The following is a 20,650-nucleotide window of genomic DNA, read 5'->3' as shown; positions in this document are numbered from 1 at the left end:
AGGGAGATTTAACTGAGCTGTAACCAAGCTCCCCTAACTTAATTGGAGCCCGAGATCGATTGACGCCTATTACCTTCGGGTCCACCTCGGTGATCATTTGATTCATTCGGTCGCGTCCGAGAACCGCCGCCACATGAAGTGGGAGTCCGATGAGCCCTGCACCGAACACGCGCGATCTCGTGATCGCGATCAGCGCCGGTAGCCTCCTCGAACCCAGTCCCCGGATCGCCACCGCCGCCCGCCATGGTGGCGGTCACGGCGTACTGGACCTCGCCTCCGGCGACAGCTGGACACTTACCTGTCTGGCACAGGCCACCGCCGGGTCGAACGAGCCGATCGGCGTACGGGTGCCGGCCGGCTGCGCCGCCGCGCCGGCTGACGTCGACCGGGCGGGGCACGGCCTCGTCGACCTCGTCGTCGTGCCGCTGGACACAGCCTGGCCACTGGCCGACATAGTCGACAGGTACCGGGTGCTGGTCGAGGTGACCAGCCTCGACGAGGCTCACCTTGCCGCCGCGGCCGGGGCGCACGGACTCATCGCGCGGGGCATGGAGGGCGGCGGCAGGGTCAGCGAGCTCAGCTCGTTCGTCCTGCTCCAGCAACTGGCCGCAGCCGACGGCATCGACCTGCCGATCTGGGTTGCCGGCGGCATCGGTCCCCGTACCGCTGTCGCCTGCCTCATCGGCGGAGCGGCCGGGATCGTCCTGGACAGCCAGCTCACCCTCATGCCGGAATCCGAGCTGCCGACGGACGTACGGGGCACGATCCGCCGGCTGGACGGGTCCGAGACGGTCCTGGTCGACGGCGTACGCGGGATCCGCCGGGGCGGTCCGCACGACAGCACCTCGCAACTGCTGCCGATCGGCCAGGACGGCTGGCTCGCCGCCGTCTTCGCCCGACGCTGGCCCGACACCGCCGCGGCCGTACGCGCAATCCGCGCCACGCTGCTCGAAGCGATCGCCGAACCGGCTGCCGGGGACGCCCTGGCGCCGGGCGCCGCCCTCGCCGGCACCCTCAATGTACGGATACCCGTGGTGCAGGGCCCGATGACCCGGGTCAGCGACGAGGCCCCCTTCGCGGCCGCGGTCGCCGCCGACGGTGCGCTGCCGTTCGTCGCGCTCGCCCTGTCCGGCGCCGAACAGTCCCGCCGGGTGCTGCGGGAGACCGCCGAGCGGCTGGGCGACCGTCCCTGGGGCGTCGGGGTGCTCGGCTTCGCGCCCGACGAGCTGCGCGCGGCACAGCTCGACGCGATCCGCGAGATCAGACCGGCCTGCGCGATCATCGCGGGCGGTCGCCCCTCCCAGGCCACCGTGCTGGAGCAGGACGGGATCAACACCTTCCTGCACGTACCGTCGCCGGGGCTGCTGCGGCAGTTCCTCCGGTCGGGTGCGCGCAAGTTCGTCTTCGAGGGCGCCGAGTGCGGCGGCCACGTCGGGCCCCGGGCGAGCTTCCCCCTGTGGGAGGCGCAACTGCTGGTACTCGACGAGTTCCTGGCGGACACACCGGACGACGCCGGGCGGTTGCAACTGCTGTTCGCGGGCGGCATCCACGACGCGCGGTCGGCGGCGATGGTCGCCGCGATGGCGGCACCCCTGACCGCGCGCGGGGCACAGATCGGGCTGTTGATGGGCACCGCCTACCTCTTCACCCGCGAGGCGGTGGAGGAGGGCGCCATCCAGCCCCTGTTCCACCGCCAGGCCATCGCCGCCACGGCCACGTCGCTGCTGGAGACCGCCCCCGGACACGCGACCCGGTGCCTGCCCAGTCCCTTCGTCGACGACTTCCACGGCGTACGGGAGGAACTGGAATCGGCCGGGGTGGAGAACCGCCAGGTCTGGGAGCAGTTGGAGCTGCTGAACGTCGGCCGGCTGCGGATCGCCAGCAAGGGCGTACGCCGGGAGGACGACGGGCTGGTGCGGGTCGACGAGGCGGTCCAGGCCGTCGAGGGGATGTTCATGGCCGGCCAGGTTGCCGTGCTGCGCCACGCGCCGACCACGGTCGCGCAACTGCACACGCAGGTCACCACCGAGGCACAGGAGTTCCACGCGGTACGGGCGGCCGCGCTGCGCGCCGAACTCACCCCGCCGGTCACGCCGGTTCAGGAGCCGCCCGCGCCGCTGGACATCGCCATCGTCGGCATGTCCTGCATCCTGCCCGGCTCACCCGACCTGCACAGCTTCTGGCAGACCGTGCTCGGCGGGGCCGACGCGGTCACCGAGGTGCCGGCCGACCGGTGGGACGTCGACACGTACTACGCGCCCGAGGTGGGACCCGGGCAGGCCGGGCGGATCAGCGTCTCCCGGTGGGGCGGGTTCATCGACCCGGTCCCGTTCGACGCGATCCGCTACGGGATTCCCCCGGCGGCGCTGAGCAGCATCGACCCGACCCAGTTGCTCGCGCTCGAGGTGGCGCATCGGGCGCTCGTCGACGCCGGCTACCCGTACGACGCGGACGGTGTGGACCACAGCCAGACCGGGGTGGTGTTCGGTGCCGAGGCCGGCAGCGACATGGGCCACGCCCAGACGCTGCGCACCATGCTCCCGGCGTACCTCGGGGAGGTGCCGGCCGAGTTGGAGGACCAGCTCCCCACCGTCACCGAGGACAGCTTCCCCGGCGTGTTGGCCAACGTCATCGCCGGCCGGGTCGCCAACCGTCTCGACCTCGGCGGTCCCAACTACACGATCGACGCCGCCTGTGCCTCGTCGCTGGCCGCGATGGACGCCGCCTGCAAGGAACTCAGCGCCGGCAGCAGCGACCTGATGATCTGCGGCGGCGCCGACCTGCACAACGGCATCAACGACTACCTGATGTTCACCTCCGCGCACGCCCTCTCCCCCACCGGGCGGTGCCGTACGTTCGATAGCACCGGCGACGGCATCGCCCTCGGTGAGGGGGTGGCGTGCGTCGTACTGAAGCGGTTGGCCGACGCCGAACGCGACGGCGACCGGATCTACGCCGTCATCAAGGGCGTCGGGAGCTCCAGCGACGGACGTGCGCTCGGGCTCACCGCCCCGAGGGCGAGCGGACAGCGGCGTGCCCTCGACCGGGCGTACCACCGCACCGGCGTCTCGCCCCGACAGGTCGGCCTGGTCGAGGCGCACGGCACCGGCACCGTGGTCGGCGACCGTACCGAACTGGAGACGCTGACCCGGTTCTTCGACGAGGCCGGCGCGAAGCCCGGTAGTTGCGCGCTGGGCTCGGTGAAGTCGCAGATCGGGCACACCAAGTGCGCGGCCGGGCTGGCCGGGGTGATCAAGGCAAGCCTGGCGCTCTACACCGGAGTCAAGCCACCGACGATCCACCTGACCCGCCCGAACCCGGCGTGGAGCCCGGAACGCAGCCCGTTCGCGTTCTACACCGGGGCCCGGCCGTGGACGGTGCCGGCGGCCGAACGGCTGGCCGGGGTGAGCGCGTTCGGCTTCGGCGGTACGAACTTCCACACGGTGCTCAGCGCGTACCCGAATGCCCCGGAGCCGCGACACACCCGGCAGTCCTGGCCGGCGGAACTGTTCTGCTTCCGAGGCGCCGACCGGCCCGCCGCACAGCTTCGGGTACGGCGCCTGGTGGAGATGCTCGCGACCCGCGACGAGCTGGGCCGGCCGTGGTCGCTGCGTGACCTGGCAGCGTCGCTGGTGGACGAGGCGGACCACCGCGCGGGTGCGGTTAGGATCGCCGTCGTCGCCCGCGACCGGGACGAGCTTTCCGCCCTGTTGGACCGGGCCCTGGCCGGCGAGCACGATCCGGCGCGCGGACTGGTCCAACCGCCGGACGAACCGGAACCGGGCAAGGTGGCGTTCCTCTTCCCCGGCCAGGGCAGCCAGCGACCCGGTGCGCTCGCCGAACTGTTCGTGGCGTTCCCCGAGTTGCGGCACTACCTGCGCCTCGGTGCCGAGTGGGCGGACGTGTTGTTCCCCCCGTCGGCGTTCGACCCCGAGACGGTACGCGAGCAGGAGGACCGGGTACGCGACACCCGGGTCGCCCAACCCGTACTGGGCATCGGCGGGCTGGCGGTCGACCACCTGCTGCGGCGGCTGGGCGTCCGGCCCGACCTGGCCGGTGGGCACAGCTACGGTGAGCTGGTCGCGCTCTGTGTGGCCGACGCGTTCGACCCGGAGACCCTGCTCGCGCTGAGCCGGCAACGGGCCGACGCGATCCTCGCCGCGACCGGAGACGATCCCGGCACCATGGCGGCGGTCACCGGCACCGCCGAGCAGGTGGGCCGGGTGCTCGCGGAGGCGGGACTGGCCGGCGAGGTTGTGCTGGCCAACCGGAACACGCCGACCCAGGTGGTGATCTCCGGGCCGACACCCGCGGTCGGGGCGGCGGTGGCGGCGCTGCGCGAGGCTGGGCTGTCGGCCCGGGGGCTCTCCGTCGCGTGCGCGTTCCACAGCCCGGTGGTGGCCGGTGGCACCGCTCGTTTCGCCGAGGCGCTCGCCGCCCGGCCCGTACGCGAGCCGGCGATCCCGGTCTGGTCGAACCACACCGCCGCCCCGTACGACGGTGACGCCGACCGGGTACGCGAGCAACTCGCCGCGCAGATCGGCGCGCCCGTGCGTTTCGTCGAACAGGTCGAGTCGATGTACGCCAGCGGCGCTCGGACCTTCGTGGAGGCTGGCCCCGGTCAGGTACTCACGAAGCTGGTCCGGGCCGTCCTCGGCGACCGGCCGCATCTGGCGGTCGCCGCGGAGCCACGTCCCGAGGAGGGGCTGCGCGGCTTCCTCGTCACCATCGGTCAGCTCGCCTGTGCCGGCGTACCGGTCCGCACCGGCTGGTTGTTCCAGGGCCGCGACACGGTGGACCTCGCGACGGTCGAGCCAGCTCGACGTCCCTTCTGGACAGTGGACGGCCAGCTCGTACGAGATCAGTTCGGGAACAGCCTGCCCGGCGGGATGACGCCCCCACGACGGATCAAGGAGTTGTCGATGACCGCATCGAACGGGACCACCTTCGGCGGCCGGGACGGCCGCGACGAGCTGTTGAGCGAGTTCCTTCGCACCAGCCGGGACATGATCGCCTCGCAGCGCGACGTGATGCTCGCCTACTTCGGCGACGGTGCGGGTGGGCGGCTGGTGTGGCAGCCCACCGAGGCGTACCCGCCGGTGGTGCTGCCGGGTCACGGGAGCGAGGTCGCACCGGTCACGGCAACGGCGGTGATGGCCGTGTCTCCGGCCGCACCGGCGGGCGCGGTCGACGTGGCCGCCGTACCGGTCGCCGCGTCCGGTCCCGATTTCCAGACCGCGATCCTCGACGTGATCAGCGAGCGCACCGGTTACCCGGTGGACCTCATCGAACTCGACCTCGACCTCGAAGCCGACCTCAGCATCGACTCCATCAAACGCGCCGAAGTCGCCGGCGAGGTCGCCGCACGACTACGCCTCGCCGTCGAAGGCGACGAAGCCGAACTCGAAGACCTCGTCAAGGCCCGCACCGTACGCACCATGGTCGCCTGGCTCGACCAGAAGATGCGGTCCGCGGCGGGCACGACCGTGATCCACGCGACCGCCGTACTCGGGCACGCGAGCGGGGCGACCCAGTCGAACGCTCTGGTCGCGACCGGCACGGTCGTGGTGACCCGACCCGACTTCCAGACCGCGATCCTCGACGTGATCAGCGAGCGCACCGGTTACCCGGTGGACCTCATCGAACTCGACCTCGACCTCGAAGCCGACCTCAGCATCGACTCCATCAAACGCGCCGAAGTCGCCGGCGAGGTCGCCGCACGACTACGCCTCGCCGTCGAAGGCGACGAAGCCGAACTCGAAGACCTCGTCAAGGCCCGCACCGTACGCACCATGGTCGCCTGGCTCGACCAGAAGATGCAGGCAGAGGGCGCCGCGGCACCGGCACGAGGGGACGGCACGGTGGCCACGATGAATCCGGCCGTCGCACCCGCGCCGATCCCCGCGGTGGCCGACGTCGTGGACGTCGTCGCGGAGGTCACCACCACCAGCCGGGCGGGGATCACGCCGAAGCGGCTCCTGCCCCAGGTGAAGGTGATCGCGGCACCTCCCGCTACGAACACCGGTGCACCGCTCGCCGGGCAGCCCGTCGACGTACTCGCCGGAACGAGTTTCCTCATCACCGGCGCCAGCCCGGCGCTGGCGTACCTCGCCGAGCTTCTCCAGGAGCACGGGGCGGGTGGGCAGACCGGTGTGGTGGACGGGAAGCAGGCCGGTCAGCTCGCCGGCTTCGACGGGCTGATCCTGCTCGACGGGTTGACCGGCACGGGAGCGCCGCTGCTGCCCGAGATCTTCCCGTTCCTCAAGCAGGCACTCGCGGCCGGTCCACGCTGGCTGCTGGCGGCAGGCCCGGTCGGCGGGTCTGACCGTACCGATGGGCTGGCCGGCCTGTTCCGTACCATTGCCAGGGAGTATCCGCAGGTCACGGCCAGGTACGTGGAGGTCGACGGGGACGCCGACCCGCAGCGGATCGCCCGACACCTGCTCGACGAGTTGCTGGTCGGCGGGGAAACACCGGTTGTCGTGCGGGGCGAGACCGAGCGGACGGCGGTCGACCTCGCACCGACGGCACTGGGAGCGGTGGCGACGAGCGGCGCCGGGCCGGCCGGTGATGGTGCCTCCGAGGCGGCGGCGATCGGCCTCGACCGGGATTCGGTGGTAGTCCTGGTCGGCGGGGCACGCGGGATCACACCGTGGTTCGCCCGCGCGGTGGCCATGGCGAGCCGCTGCCGGATCGAGCTGGTCGGCCGTACACCGCTGCCGACCGGGCCGGAGGATCCGGACCTGGTGTCGGCCCGGGACCGGGCGTCGTTGCGGGCCGCGCTCGCCCGTCGGGGTCTGCGGTCTCCGGCGGAGATCGAACGCACCACCCAGGCGGTGCTGGCCGCCCGCGAGGTCGAGGCGACCCTCGGTGAGCTGCGGGAACTGGGCAGCGAGGTGCGCTACCACGCTCTCGACGTGCGGGACGCGTCGGCGATCCGGGCTCTGCTGCTGGACGTCGAACGTACGCACGGGCGGGTCGACGGCGTGGTGTACGCGGCCGGCGTGATCGAGGACAAACTGATTGCGGAGAAGGACCCGCAGTCGTTCGCCCGGGTGTTCGGCACCAAGGTGGAGGGTGCCCGTTCGGTGCTGGCCGGAATCGACGAGCTGGGCTCCGCGCCCCGGTTCGTGGTGCTCTTCGGGAGCATCGCCGCGGCGTACGGGAATCGGGGTCAAGCCGACTACGCGGCGGCGAACGACGCGATCGACGCGATCGGGACCCGCTGGGCGGCGAGCACCGGCAACCGCTGCCTGACCGTGCACTGGGGCCCCTGGGCGCCGGGCGCCGGGCACGGCGGGATGGTCAGTGACGAACTGAGCCGGGAGTACGCCCGCCGCGGCATAGACCTGATCGACCCCGAGGCGGGCGCGTTCAGCCTGCTGGGTGAGTTGGCCTGGGGCGACCCGAAGATCAACTCCGTGGTCTACACCGCCTCGGGCTGGTGATCTTCCGAGAGGTGCGCCGCCTGACCTTCCAGGAGTCGCACCGAAGCCAGCGCCGTACACCCGGTACCCCCGTCGACGGTGGAGCGAGAGGTCGAAGATGAACACGAGCACCGATCGGCGCGACCCGGTCGCGATCGTCGGGATGGCGGCGGTGATGCCCGGCGCCGGCAATCTGGAAGGTTACTGGCGCAACCTGGTCGACGGGGTGGACGCCATCACCGACGTGCCGGCGCACCGGTGGGACGACGAGTTCTACGACCCGGAGCAGGCCCACCGACCGGACAGGATGTACTGCCGGCGAGGCGGGTTCGTTGACGAGTTCGCGAGCTTCGAGCCGCTGCGGTTCGGCATCATGCCCGCATCGGTGGCGGACATCGAGCCGGACCAGCTCATCGCCCTGAACGTGGCCGCCGCCGCGATCGACGACGCCGGTGGCGCGGACCGGCTACCCGGCGGCGACCGGGTGGGTGTGATCCTCGGGCGGGGCGGCATCCTCAGCCCCGCCCAGGCTCGCTACGCCCAACGGGTGCGGATGTCGAGCCAAGTCATCCAGGTGCTGCGGGAACTCATCCCGGAGCTGGACCAGAGCCGCCTCGACCTGGTACGCGAGAAGTTCGACGAGCGGCTCGGCCCGTACCAGCCGGAGGGGACGATCGGGCTGGTGCCGAACCTGGCCGCGTCCCGGGTGGCCAACCGGCTCAACCTGCGCGGTCCGGCGTACACCCTGGACGCCGCCTGCGCCTCGTCGCTAATCGCGGTCGACCAGGCGATCACCGAACTGACCAGCGGGCGGCTGGACGCCGTACTCGCCGGTGGGGTGCACCACGTGCACGACATCAGCTTCTGGTCGGTGTTCAGCCAGTTGCGGGCGCTGTCCCGGCGCGGGGAGAGCCGGCCGTTCCACCGGGAGTCCGACGGTCTGCTGATCGGCGAGGGCACCGGTGTGGTCGTACTCAAACGGTGGTCTGACGCGATCCGCGACGGCGACCGGGTCTACGCCGTCATCCGGGGCAGCGGGATTTCCAGCGACGGCCGCTCGGCGAGCATGTTCAACCCGGCCTCCTCCGGACAGGTGCTGGCCATCCGACGGGCCTGGGAGGTGGCAGGGCTGGATCCGACCGCACCGGACGCACTGGGGTTGCTGGAGGCGCACGGTACCGGCACGCCGACCGGCGACGCGGCCGAGCTGGTCTCGGTCGCGGAGGTCTTCGGACCGCATGCGGGAGACGGACCACGCCCGGTGATCGGATCGGTCAAGTCGATGATCGGGCACACCATGCCGGCCGCCGGCATCGCCGGCCTGATCAAGGCCACCCTCGCGGTGTACGAGGGAGTGCTGCCGCCCACGCTGAACTGCGACGACCCACGGTCGGAGATGGCGGCGACCCGGTTCGCCCCGATCGCGACCGCCCGTGCCTGGGAGGGCGACGGGCCACGTCGCGCCGGGGTGAACGCCTTCGGCTTCGGCGGCATCAACGCACACGTCATCGTCGAGCAGGCACCCGAACCGGCCGGCGTACGGAACCGGCCGGCCAGCGGGTTGCCGGCGACAGCGAACAGCACAGGTGCCGGCGGACCGGCCTCGACCGGGGCCGGCTCGACGGTCGAGGTGACCGAACCGGACCAGGTGCTCTGGCTCGCCGCGCCGGACCCGGTCCGGTTGGCCGGCCTGCTGTCCCGCGACGACCACGAGGTCAGGGCACTCGGCCTCGAACGGGCCCGGAGCAACCGCCCCGCGACCGGGGCCGAACCGTGCCGGATCGGCATCGTCAACCCCAGCGACAAGCTGCTGGCCGTCGCCCGCAAGACGGTGGCCCGCGGGCAGGCGTGGCGCGGTGGCCGGGACATCTGGTTCAGCCCGTCGCCGCTGTTGGCCGCCGGCACCGGTCGCCTCGCCTTCGTCTTCCCCGGCCTGGAGGCGGAGTTCGCACCGCGTACCGCGGACATCGCCGCGCACTTCCGACTGCCGGACCGGCAGTGGTCCGCGGCGGACCTGGGCCGGCACGGCGCCGGGCTGATCGAGGTGGGCAAACTGCTCGACGAGGCGCTGCGCCGCATCGGCGTGCTACCGGACACGGTCGCCGGACACAGCATCGGCGAGTGGACCGCCGCCGCGACCAGCGGCCAGATCAGCACCGCGGCGATGGACGAATTCCTGGAGCTGTTCAACGCCGACTCGGTCGAGGTGTCCGGGTACGTCTTCGCCGCGGTGGGAGCGGGTGCGGACCGGGTCACCCCGATGCTGGGCGACTTCCCGGGGGTGGTGCTCTCCCACGACAACGCCCCGGGGCAGTCCGTGGTGAACGGCCCCGAATCGCAGGTGGACCGCCTCGTCGAAACCCTGCGTACGGAGAACGTGCTGTGCCAGAAGCTCCCGTTCCGGTCGGCCTTCCACACTCCCGTGTTCGCCGACGGCCTGCAGTCGATCGGCGCGGCACTGCGCCGGTGGGAGGTGCACCCGACCCGGATACCGGTCTGGTCGGCGACCCTGGCAGCACCGTTCCCCACCGACGAGGCCCAGGTCAATGCCCTGTTCGTCCGGCACATGATGGAGCCGGTCTGGTTCCGTCAGACCGTGGCGGCGATGTACGACGCCGGGGTACGGGTGTTCCTCCAACTCGGTGCGGGACAGCTCGCCTCGCTGATCAGCGACAACCTGCGCGGGCGCGACCATCTCGCGATGCCGGTGAACGTGAAGCACCGCGGCGGGCTGGACCAGCTCCGGCGGGTCGCCACCGCGCTCTGGGTGGAGGGTGGCAGCCCGAACCTGACCGCACTCGATCCGGCACCGGCGAAGACGACCGCGAAACCGGTACGGCGTGGCCCGTCGATTCCGCTGGACCTGGGCGGACCACTGGTCCGGCTCGGCGCCGACGCCGCCGGTCTGCTCGGCGTGTCAGTGGGCGGCGTCGCGCCGCACCATCCGTCCGGTGTGACGGACTACGGTGCGACCAGTACGGCGTCCCGGGTGGCGAGCGCGGGCTCGGCCGTGCCGGTCGACGCGTCGGCGACGAGCGGCGTGGGGCGGCAACCGGAGCCGGCGGGTACCGGCGGTAACCCGGCGACGGCGCTGGCCGCCCTACACCGGCTGGCCGGGCGGTCCAGCGCGGCGGCGGAACTCGCCGCACTGTTGCAGGACACGGCGCGGGACGCGGTCAGCGTGCTGGACGCCGCCGCACCGGCGCTGCGACCACACCGCTCGGCGGCACCGGTGGTGCCGCCGGTGAGTGTCGCGCCACGCCCGAGCGTCCCGCCTGCCGCGCCCACCCGCACCGCCGTGACCGACACAGGGACCGGCAGCGGGGTCCACACCGGCAACGGCAGCGCGGCCGACAGCAGCACGGGCAACGGCAGCGCGGGCAGGGGCGGCACGGGCAACGGCAGCGCGGGTACGGCGCGGCGGATCACGTTGCGGGTCTCCGTCGAGACCATGCCGTACCTGAGGGACCACTGCTTCTTCGTCCAGCCACCGGACTGGCCGAACATGGAGGACCGGTGGCCGGTGGTGCCGGCAACCACCCTGGTCCAGCACATGGTCGACGCGGCGGAGCAGGCCGTGCCCGGCATGCGGGCGGTGGCCGTACGCGACGCCAGGTTCAACCGTTGGCTGATCGCCGAGCCGGGTCAGGACGTCGAGATCACCGTGAAGCCGTCCGGTGACGGGCTGGTCTCGGTCACCTTCGGCCCGTACGCCCGGTCGACAGTGGAACTCGCGGCGGACTATCCGGCGGACCCGCCCGAGGTATGGCGGCACGATCCCGCGACCGAGCGGCCGCCACGGATCAGCGCCGAGGAGATGTACGCGGAGCGGCTGATGTTCCACGGCCCCCAGTTCCAGGGAGTCACCGCCGTACACGCCCTCGGCGACATGCACGTACGGGGCGTGGTCACCGCACCCGTCCCGCCGGGCGCCCTGCTGGACAACGCGCTGCAGCTGATCGGCAACTGGCTCATCACCACCCAGCCGTTCCGTACCGTGGCGTTGCCCGTGGGCCTGGGACACATCCGGTACTTCGGGCCACCGCCGGAGCCCGGTACGGCGTTCGAGTGTGTCGCCCGGGTGCGCTCGATCGACGACGCGCAACTCGTCGCGGACACCCAACTGGTCGTCGGCGACCGGGTGTGGGCACAGATCGACGGCGCGGTCGACCGGCGCTTCGACAGCCATCCGCAGGCGCGGCCGGCGGAACGGTTCCCCGAGCGGCATCCGATGTCGCTGATCCAACCCGAGGGCTGGACGATGGCCTTCGACTGCTGGACCGACCTGGTCACCCAGGGCATGGCCGCCCGCGGCATCCTGGGCTCGTCCGCGTACGCGGATTACGAACGGCAGCCCGCCAGAGGCCGCAAGCAGTGGCTGTTGGGGCGGATCGCGGTGAAGGACGCCGTCCGGTTCCGGTTGTGGGAGGACGGCCACAGCGACATCTACCCGATCGAGCTGACGGTCGGCAACGAGCCGGACGGGCGGCCCCGGGTGTACGGACGTCCGGGCCGTGACCTGCGCGACTGTGACGTCTCGCTGGCTCACTGCGCGGAGATCGGGGTTGCCGTCGCGAAACCCCGTGACCCGGCGTCGCCACCCGACGCGCCGGGAGTCGGCATCGACGTCGCCGAGATCGCCGACCACCCGGAGAGCACCCTGCGCTTCGCCCTGTCCGACGTGGAGACCGCGCTGCTGGGCTCGCTCGGCGGCGACGCCGAGGACCGGCGGCGGTGGTTCACCCGGTTCTGGGCCGCCAAGGAGGCGGTCGGCAAGGCGGAGGGCACCGGACTCGACGGGCGACCGCGCCGGTTCGCCGTGACGAGTGCCACGGACACGGCGCTGACCGTCCAGGTCGACGATCGGGTCTACCCGGTGCAGCACCGTGAGGTCGGCAATCCCGACGACCTGCCGCCCCGACGCTACGTCGTCGCCTGGACCTGGGGCCCACGCATCGCTGCCGTGGCCGATCAACCGTGACCGGCATCCATTCCCGACCATCCGAAGGAGTAGCACCCATGGCCGCCTCGCATGCCGACATCCTCGCCGAGCTCACGGAGATCATCCACGCGGTGCTCGGGGACTTCGCCACCGATGCCCCGATCACCGTGGACACCACCTTCCGCGACGAACTCGGCATGGAGAGCATCGACGTCGTCTCCCTCGCCGGCCGGTTGCAGGCCCGGTACGGCAACACCGTCAACTTCGCGCATTTTGTCGCCAAACTCGATCTGGAGACCGTGGGCGAGCTGCGGGTCGGGCAACTGGTCGAGCACATCGCACGCTCCCTGGACGCGGTCGGTGCCGACCGGGACACATCGGCCGACGCCAGCCCGACCGTCGTCGAGGCGGTCCGCTCGTGACGATGATCCGGGCCAACGGCATCGAGATGCACGTCGAGCACCTCGATCCACCGGCCGGTGGGGTCGGCGCCGGCCGGGGTGACGGACCAGCCACCCTGGTGATGATCCACGGCATGGCCTCCGACAGCCTCGCGAGCTGGTACTTCACGCTCGCCAAGCCGCTGGCCGACGCCGGGCTGCGGGTGCTGATGTACGACCTGCGGGGGCACGGCCACAGCGAGCGCCCGCCGACCGGTTACGCCCTCGACGACTTCGTCGACGACCTGTCGGCGATGCTGGCCGAACTCGGCGTCCCCGGTCCGGTGCACCTGCTCGGCAACTCGTTCGGCGGCACGATCGCGTTCGGTTACGCGATCAGACACCCGGACCGGGTCGCCTCCATCGCGGCGATCGAGTCCTCACCGCCGACCAGGGCGTGGATGACCCGGGTCGCGCGCCGGCTGGACCGGGCCGCCGACCTTCTGCCCCGACCGGAGTCACTGGCGCAGATCAGCGCCGGGCGGGGGGAACGGGTGGCTCGCCGGGCCCGGGCCACCGGCGAAATGCTGGCGACGACGACCCTGGTCAGGGACCTTCCGGGCAGTGCCCTGCCCGGTTCCGCGCAGATCAGCGCGATCGGCGCACCCGTGCTCTGCCTGTACGGAGCGAACTCCGCGGTCGTCGAGCTGGCACCGACCGTGGTCCGGCTGTTACCGCAGGCGCGCACCGTCGTCCTACCCGGCGAGAAACACACCGTCCTGATCGACCGGCCGGAGGCGGTGCGCCGGCTCGTCCTGTCCTGGCTCCGCGAGGAGTGCGCCGTCGAGGTGGCCGAGGCCGCCACCACCCCGTGACAACCATCGTGCAGGAGGTCTTCGGATGGACACCCCGATCACCGGCAGGTCGATCATCATCAGCAACGGCCGGTGCGGCTCGACACTGCTCTCCGACCTGATCGCGGAGCAGTCCGAGACGCTCTCGGCGCAGGAGTTCTTCATGTCCGTCGCACCCTGGGCGCGCAGTTCCGAGGTGCTCACCGGTGCCGCGTACTGGGCGGTGCTGAGCAGTCCCAAGGCGGAACTCGCCACCCTCTTCCGGATCGGGCTACCGCCGAAGGAGGTGCGCTATCCCCCGACCGGACGGTGGGCGGACCGGATGACCGAGCTACCGCGGATCCTCGCCATCACCCTGTCGAAACTGACCGCCGACCCGGACCGCCTCTTCGACCAGCTCGCCGAGCGGGTGCCGGACTTCCCGACGCAGTCGGTGGGCGACCACCACCGGATGTTCCTCGACCTGCTGGCGGTGACGACCGGCAAGCAGCGCTGGGTCGAGCGTTCCGGCGGGTCGAGCCATGTCGCTCCGTACCTGTTGCGGGCGTTTCCCGAGGCGAAGGTGGTGTACCTGACCCGCGACCGGGAGGCGACCGCTCGCTCGATGAGCCGGCACTCGTCGTTCCAGCTGATCCAGCTGCGGGTGGAGTTCCTCGGCCGGTGCGGATTGGATCCGTTCCGGATCGAGCCCGGCCAGTCGGTGCCCGAGGATCTGGAGCGGTACCTGCCGGACCGGCTCACCGCCGACCTGCTCCGGGAACGCGGACAGGACCTGCGCCGCTACCTCGGACTGAGCGCGTTCCTGACCAGCCAGGCCGAACAGGCGCTCAGCGACCTGCCCCCGCGACACCTGCACCGGATGAGCTACGAGGACCTGGTCGCCGACCCGGTCGGGCAACTCGGCCTGCTGGCCCGGTTCCTGGAGTTCGAGGACTGGGCGGACTGGGCGCGGCGGGTCGCCGGACGGGTGGTCGCACCCGCCAGGTCCCGGGAGGTCGCCGCGGCCTGACCGCGTGCGTGCCCCATCAAACGTCATGACTCCGTCGAACGAGAGGAACCATTGGTGAAACCATTCCGGATGTCGGGCCGGCGACCGCTCGCCGCGGCCGCCGTGCTGGGAATGCTGTACGTGCTGGCGGCGCCGTCGCCGGCCGCCGCCGCCCCGCTCGGAACGGACGTGCCGGGTACGTCCGGACACCAGCCGACGTACGAGCGGAAGCTGATCGGGAAGGGCACCCCGGACGAGTGCTTCGCCGGTGTCGGTGTGGCCTATCCGCCCGGTCCCCCGTGCGCGACCGGGCAGTCCAAGGTGAACCAGTCCTACCTGTGGGGCATGACCCAGACCGAGCAGAGCCTCTGGTTCGGCACCGGAGCGAACGTCAACTGCCTGACCAGTGGGCGCAACCTGCGCAACACGACACCGAACCTGAACGACGACTGGGTCTGCGAGTACGGCGAGAGCCAGATCGTGAAACGCAATCCGACCCTGCCCGCCACCCTGGGCGACCATCGGCCACCTCGGCTGTACACGTACGACAAGCGTTCGCGGCGGTTGACGGAGAAGACCGACGCGGTCAAGAGCGCCTCCACCGCCGACGCCAACCGGCTGAGCACCACCGCCGGGATCCGCGCCGCCGGCACCCATCAGGGGGTGGCGTTCCTGGGTGGGCCCGCCCTGGGCGAGAGCATCAACCTGTTCGCCTTCGACACGTACACCGGAGCCTTCCTCGGCTCGGTCAACCTGCCGGCGTACGGCAACATCCGCCACTTCGTGGTGGCGGACGGCGCCCTCTACGCGGGTGTCGGGGTGGGCGCGAACGGCGGCAACCGGGGGCACGTGCTGCGCTGGACCGGCTCCCGGAGCAACCCGTTCAGTTTCGTCGAGGTGGCGAACCTGCCGGCGCAGGCGGCGGACCTCACCGTGCACGACGGACGCATCTTCGTCACCACCTGGACGGGTTCCGGTGACGACGCGCTGGCAGCGGCCGTGCCCGGCACGACCGACGAGCCGCTGTCCGGGGTCGCCGGGGTGTGGATGAGCCCGAAGCTGTCGCACGGGGAACGCGGCCTCACGCCGGCCGACGCCGACGGCTGGGCCCAGGTCTGGTCGGTGGACGGGTACGAGCCCGATCCGGTGGTCGCCCGTACCTACGCCCTGGGCGGGCTGGCGTCGTTCAACGGTTACCTCTACTGGGGCACGATGCACGTGCCGATGAAGGCGACCACGGTGCACATCGCGACCTATCCACCGGCGAACGAGGCCGCGCTGCGCGCCTCGGTACGCGGCACCCAACGGGCGATCAGCATCTTCCGCGGCAAGAGTTTCGGCGACCGCCACCAGCGGGTGGACCTGCTGTACGGCGCGCCCCAGCTACCCGCGTACGACCCGGCCGGCAACGGTGGCGCGGGCGCGTGGGCCCCAGCCTCGACCGGTTACACCCCGCTGTACGGCCCGTCGGGCATGGGCAACCCGTACAACAACTACACCTGGAAGATGGCGGTCGCGGGCGGGAAACTGTACGTCGGCACCATGGACTGGAGCTACATCTCCAAGGACCTGGGTCAGGACACCGCCCGGGTGTTGGGTGTCACCGGCCCGGCCGCGGCCGAGTTCGGCGACGCCTCCGTGCTGGCCGACGACCCGCCGCCGGCACCGGTCTACGGCGGCGACCTGTTCGTCTTCGACTCGACCAGCAAGCCGGCCACGGTGGTGGACAACAGCGGGCTCGGCAACTACCTGAACTACGGGATCCGCAACATGGTCGCCGACGGGTCGACCCTCTACCTGGGCATGGCGAATCCGATGAACCTGCGTACGGACCCGGATGACGACGTTCCCGAGGGCGGCTGGGAACTGATCCGGCTGAGTATGCAGCGCTGTTAACCGGTTGGCCCCGCTCGTGCATCGTGGGCGGCCACGAGCGGGGCCGACCTCAGGGATACACGAATCAGCGCAGATCCTTACATGTCCCGAACATCATCATGTCATGGTGCGAATATGGCTGAAATAAGTAGATCTTGGACAGTATCGGCGGGACGGCCCGGTCGGCGGCCCCCGGTCGCGCTTCTGCCGCTCGTCGGTGTGCTCGTGCTGCTGGCCGGTTGCGGACTGTTCCGGGACGACCCGGAGCAGCACGAGGTCGGACCGGCGCCGACCATGGCGGCCGGATCCTCGGTGCACACCCTGGTGGTCCAGGGGCAGAAGCGCGACTTCGGCCTCTATCAGCCGGCGAACCTTGCCCGGTCGACCCCGGTGCCGTTGGTGGTCATGCTGCACGGCGCGCTCGGCACCGGCAGTCAGGCGGAGAGCTCGTACGGCTGGAATGCGATGGCGGACCGGGAGGGCTTTGTCGCCGCGTACCCGGACGGGTTGAGCCGTTCCTGGGCGGTGAGCCCGGACTGCTGCGGCCCGCCGGCCCGCGACGGCGTGGACGACGTGGCCTTCGTCCGGCAACTGGTCGCCACCGTGGCCGACCAACTCCCGGTGGACCGCGACCGGGTCTACGCCACCGGGATCTCCAACGGCGGAATGCTCGCCTACCGGCTGGCGTGCGACACGGAACTGTTCGCCGCGATCGGGCCGGTGGCGGCGACCCAGCTCGGTCCCTGCCCGTCCCCGGCACCGACCTCCGTGATCCACGTCCACGGTACGGCGGACCGGACCGTGCCGTACGACGGTGGGCCGGGCAAGCGGGACAACGGCGGGACCGGACGCAACCCGGTCAAGATCAACGGCCCGGCCACCCCCGACCTGCTCGCCCGGTGGCGCTCCATCGGCGGGTGCGCCGCGCCGGTGACCAGCACCTCCGGTCCGGTCAGCACCTCGCTCGCCACCTGCCCCGAGGGGCGGGCGGTCGAGCTGGTCACCGTCGCCGACGCCGGCCACCAGTGGCCCGGTGCCGCCGGCCCCGGGCCGGAGGCGCAACGCCTTTTGGACCTGGATCCACCCGCGACGGCGCTGGACGCCACCGACACCATCTGGCGCTTCTTCGACGCGCATCCCCGCACCGGCGGCTGACCCGCACCGGCACCCATCCACCCGACAGTTCAGGACAGGGAGCAGCAGATGCCCAGCAGTGCTGGCAACCCGGCCGCGGTCGAGGTCGTCGACCTCGTCAAACGCTATCCCGGGAGCACGACCGCAGCCGTGGACGGGCTGTCCTTCACGGTGGCCCCCGGCGAGATCTTCGGGCTGCTCGGACCGAACGGTGCCGGCAAGTCGACCACCATCGGCATCCTCACCACCCGGCTGCGGGCGTCCGGGGGCCGGGCGCTGGTCGGCGGGGTCGACGTGGTCGGCGACCCGGTCGCGGCCCGCGCCCAGTTGGCCGTCGTACCACAGCACAACAACCTGGACCGGTCGCTCACGCCACGACAGAACCTGGTGTACCACGCCGCCTACCACGGTGTCGGACGTGCCGACCGCAACGCCCGGGCCGACGTGCTGCTGGACCGTTTCGGTCTGACGGATCGGGCGGACAAGCGGATCGAGGCGTACTCGGGCGGCATGGCCCAACGGCTGATGATCGCCCGCGCGCTGATCCACGAGCCGGCGGTCCTCTTCCTCGACGAGCCCACCAACGGCCTGGACCCGCAGTCCCGGCGGCTGATCTGGGGCCGGATCCGCGAGATGCGCGGGCGCGGCGTGACGGTCGTGCTGACCACGCACCAGATGAACGCGGCAGCCGCCCTGGTCGACCGGGTCGGCATCGTCGACCATGGCCGGCTGCTCACCCTGGACACACCGGGCAACCTGGTCAGGGGACTCGCCGGACGCTCGATCCTCGACCTGACCGTCACCCCGGCCGCACTCGACGAACCGGACGAGTTGCTGCGCGCACTTGCCGACGTCTCCGGCGTACGCAAGGGTGAACGGCTCGCCGCGGTGCCACCGCCCGGCGCCGGGGCCGCCAACCTCCGCGCCGGCCTCGGCGGCGGATTCGGTACGGGCGCACCCGCCGCCGCACTGGCCGCGCTGGCCCGACGGGAACGGGCGGTCGCCACGCTCGCCCCCGAAGCCGGCGGGCGCCAGCGCGTCCGGATCCGGCTGCATCTCGCCACCGACCCCGCGACCGTGCTCGGGCCGGCACTCACCATCCTGACCACCCGGTCGGCGACCCTCACCGACGTACACATCGCCGAGCCGAGCCTCGAGGACGTCTTCATCGGACTGACCGGAAGGGACCCACGGTGACCGACCTCGAAGCGCCACCGGCGACGGCGACGAGCACCACGGCCGCACCTGCGCGACCCAGCGCACACCGGGTCTTCCTGGCGATCCTGCGCCGGGACCTGCTGGTCACCGGCAAGGAACTCTGGGTCATCCTGGTCCAGGTCGGCCTCACCCCGCTGTTCATGCTCTTCGTCTTCGTCAAGGTGCTCGGCGGGCAGGGCATCGTCGCCCGGAACTTCGCCGACCTGTTCCTGCCCGGCATCATCGCGCTCGCCGCGCTCACCACCGCGTTGCAGAGCGTCGCACTGCCACTGGTCAAGGAGTTCGGCTTCACCCGGGAGATCGAGGACCGGCTGCTCGCCCCGCTGTCGACCAACCTGGTCGCGGTGGGCAAGCTCGTGGTCGCGATGCTGCGCGGCCTCGTCGCCGCAGCCCTCATCTACCCGCTGGGGGCGCTGATGGTCGGCTCGGCACCCTGGCAACCCGAACGGCTGCCGATGGTCCTGCTGACGGTCCTGCTCGGCGGGTGGATCGGCGGCGGCATCGGCATGACGCTGGCGACGATCCTGCCCATCCAACGGATCAACATCACGTTCTCGCTGGTCGTGACCCCGATCATCTGGACCGGTTGCATCCACTACCCGTGGCCGCGGCTCTCCTCGATGCCCTGGTTCCAGACAGTCACCGCCCTCAACCCGATGACCTACGTGTCCGAGGGCGTGCGCGGGGCCATGTTGCCCGAGGTCGCGCACATACCGGCCTGGGTCTGTCTCCTGGTGCTGACGGGCGTGGCCGCGATGGTCACGTTCAGCAGCGTACGAAGTTTCAGTCGGCGTGCCGTCCAGTGAGCGGCACGGTCAACGCGTCTACCGGAGGTGCTCGTCGATGAACGTGCTGGAACCCCCTAGGTCCGAAGCCCCCGCGTCGGATGGCGCGTTCGCCGCCTGGTTGGCCGACCGGGCCGGCCGGCTGCTGCTGCGCGTACGCGCCGAGCACGGTCACGACGACGCGGCCGCGCTGAAGCTCGCGGGAGACCGGGCGTCGCACCAGCTGCTGCGCGATGAACTGGCCCGGTGCAGGAGCACCGACGCCGTGCTCTCGGAGGAGGACGACGGCGCCCGGCAGGCATGGGCCACGGGTACGGCCGGACCCCCGCCGGACCGGCTGGGCGCCGACCGGGTGTGGATCATCGACCCGTTGGACGGAACCCGCGAGTTCTCCGAGCCGGGTCGTACGGACTGGGCGGTGCATGTCGCGCTCTGGCAGCGGCACGCTCCGACGGAGCATCACCTGGTGGCGGGGGCCATCGCCCTGCCGGCCCAGCACCGTACGCTCGGCACCGAGACACCCCCGCTCCGGCCAGCGGCGGTCAGCGGGCGGACGATCCGGTTGGCGGCGAGTCGTAGTCGGCCGCCGGCGTTCCTGACCGAGTTGGCGGGCGAGGTGGGTGCGGAGTTGGTGCCGATGGGGTCGGCGGGTGCGAAGATCGCGGCGGTGATCAGTGGTGAGGTCGACGCGTACGTGCATGCGGGTGGTCAGTACGAGTGGGATTCGGCTGCGCCGGTGGCTGTGGCGACGGCCACGGGGTTGCATGCTTCCCGAATCGATGGTTCTGCGTTGAAATACAACGAGGCCGATCCCCGGCTGCCGGACCTGGTGGTCTGCCGGCCGGAACTGGCCGCACCACTGCTCGCCGCGCTGCGGCAACACCTGACCCTGGTGCCGGCGACGGCCACGGCAGTCGGCTGACCGCGATGGAGACGGTGGACATGACCACTCCGGCGGCGTACCGGGTGTCGCATCTGGATGCTCTGGAGGCGGAGAGCGTTTTCGTCATGCGTGAGGTGGTGGCGGAGTTGGAGCGTCCGGTGCTG

At 71.5% G+C, this 20,650-nt stretch carries 10 protein-coding genes and 1 pseudogene; all 11 read left to right on the top strand.

The features are described from left to right. The first annotated feature begins 149 nt into the window (after window positions 1–149). A complete protein-coding gene (locus AB0J90_RS24020) occupies window positions 150–7,448 on the top strand; it encodes an SDR family NAD(P)-dependent oxidoreductase (RefSeq protein WP_363599283.1) in 7,299 nt (2,432 codons plus the stop codon). Window positions 7,449–7,545: 97 nt separating this feature from the next. Next, complete coding sequence (locus tag AB0J90_RS24015; protein ID WP_363599281.1) at window positions 7,546–12,408, top strand: beta-ketoacyl synthase N-terminal-like domain-containing protein; 4,863 nt, start codon at window positions 7,546–7,548, stop codon at window positions 12,406–12,408. A gap of 38 nt (window positions 12,409–12,446) precedes the next feature. Continuing rightward, window positions 12,447–12,791: an acyl carrier protein gene (locus tag AB0J90_RS24010; protein WP_363599279.1), complete on the top strand. Its 345-nt coding sequence runs from the start codon at window positions 12,447–12,449 to the stop codon at window positions 12,789–12,791. Between the two features lie 2 nt (window positions 12,792–12,793). Beyond that, window positions 12,794–13,624, top strand: a complete 831-nt coding sequence (locus tag AB0J90_RS24005; protein WP_363599527.1) for an alpha/beta hydrolase — start codon at window positions 12,794–12,796, stop codon at window positions 13,622–13,624. 25 nt (window positions 13,625–13,649) lie between these two features. Further along, window positions 13,650–14,612: a sulfotransferase gene (locus AB0J90_RS24000; protein ID WP_363599277.1), complete on the top strand. Its 963-nt coding sequence runs from the start codon at window positions 13,650–13,652 to the stop codon at window positions 14,610–14,612. Between the two features lie 54 nt (window positions 14,613–14,666). Then, window positions 14,667–16,487 carry a hypothetical protein gene (locus AB0J90_RS23995; RefSeq protein WP_363599275.1) on the top strand — a complete coding sequence of 607 codons (1,821 nt, stop codon included), beginning with the start codon at window positions 14,667–14,669 and terminating at the stop codon, window positions 16,485–16,487. Window positions 16,488–16,685: 198 nt separating this feature from the next. Then, entirely contained in the window at window positions 16,686–17,621 is a 936-nt protein-coding gene (locus AB0J90_RS23990) for a PHB depolymerase family esterase (RefSeq protein WP_363599273.1), read from the top strand. A gap of 48 nt (window positions 17,622–17,669) precedes the next feature. Further along, a complete protein-coding gene (locus tag AB0J90_RS23985; protein WP_363599271.1) occupies window positions 17,670–18,797 on the top strand; it encodes an ABC transporter ATP-binding protein in 1,128 nt (375 codons plus the stop codon). After that, window positions 18,794–19,624: an ABC transporter permease gene (locus AB0J90_RS23980; RefSeq protein ID WP_363599269.1), complete on the top strand. Its 831-nt coding sequence runs from the start codon at window positions 18,794–18,796 to the stop codon at window positions 19,622–19,624. Before AB0J90_RS23985 ends, AB0J90_RS23980 begins: the two co-directional genes overlap by 4 nt. A gap of 37 nt (window positions 19,625–19,661) precedes the next feature. Further along, on the top strand, window positions 19,662–20,525 hold the full coding sequence (locus AB0J90_RS23975) for a 3'(2'),5'-bisphosphate nucleotidase CysQ (protein WP_363599267.1): 864 nt from the start codon (window positions 19,662–19,664) through the stop codon (window positions 20,523–20,525). 20 nt (window positions 20,526–20,545) lie between these two features. Beyond that, window positions 20,546–20,650: pseudogene (locus AB0J90_RS23970) on the top strand (sulfate adenylyltransferase small subunit); the annotation flags it as partial.

It is taken from the genome of Micromonospora sp. NPDC049523 (assembly GCF_040676775.1).
GTDB lineage: Bacteria > Actinomycetota > Actinomycetes > Mycobacteriales > Micromonosporaceae > Micromonospora_G.
Note: the sequence above shows the minus strand (reverse complement) of the source record. Positions and strands in the feature narration are given on the sequence as shown.

Coding starts and splice junctions, on each gene's coding strand:
- AB0J90_RS24000 (WP_363599277.1), top strand. CDS start 13,650: ATGGACACCCCGATCACCGGCAGGTCGATCATCATCAGCAACGGCCGG.
- AB0J90_RS24010 (WP_363599279.1), top strand. CDS start 12,447: ATGGCCGCCTCGCATGCCGACATCCTCGCCGAGCTCACGGAGATCATC.
- AB0J90_RS24015 (WP_363599281.1), top strand. CDS start 7,546: ATGAACACGAGCACCGATCGGCGCGACCCGGTCGCGATCGTCGGGATG.
- AB0J90_RS24005 (WP_363599527.1), top strand. CDS start 12,794: ATGATCCGGGCCAACGGCATCGAGATGCACGTCGAGCACCTCGATCCA.
- AB0J90_RS23985 (WP_363599271.1), top strand. CDS start 17,670: ATGCCCAGCAGTGCTGGCAACCCGGCCGCGGTCGAGGTCGTCGACCTC.
- AB0J90_RS23975 (WP_363599267.1), top strand. CDS start 19,662: ATGAACGTGCTGGAACCCCCTAGGTCCGAAGCCCCCGCGTCGGATGGC.
- AB0J90_RS24020 (WP_363599283.1), top strand. CDS start 150: ATGAGCCCTGCACCGAACACGCGCGATCTCGTGATCGCGATCAGCGCC.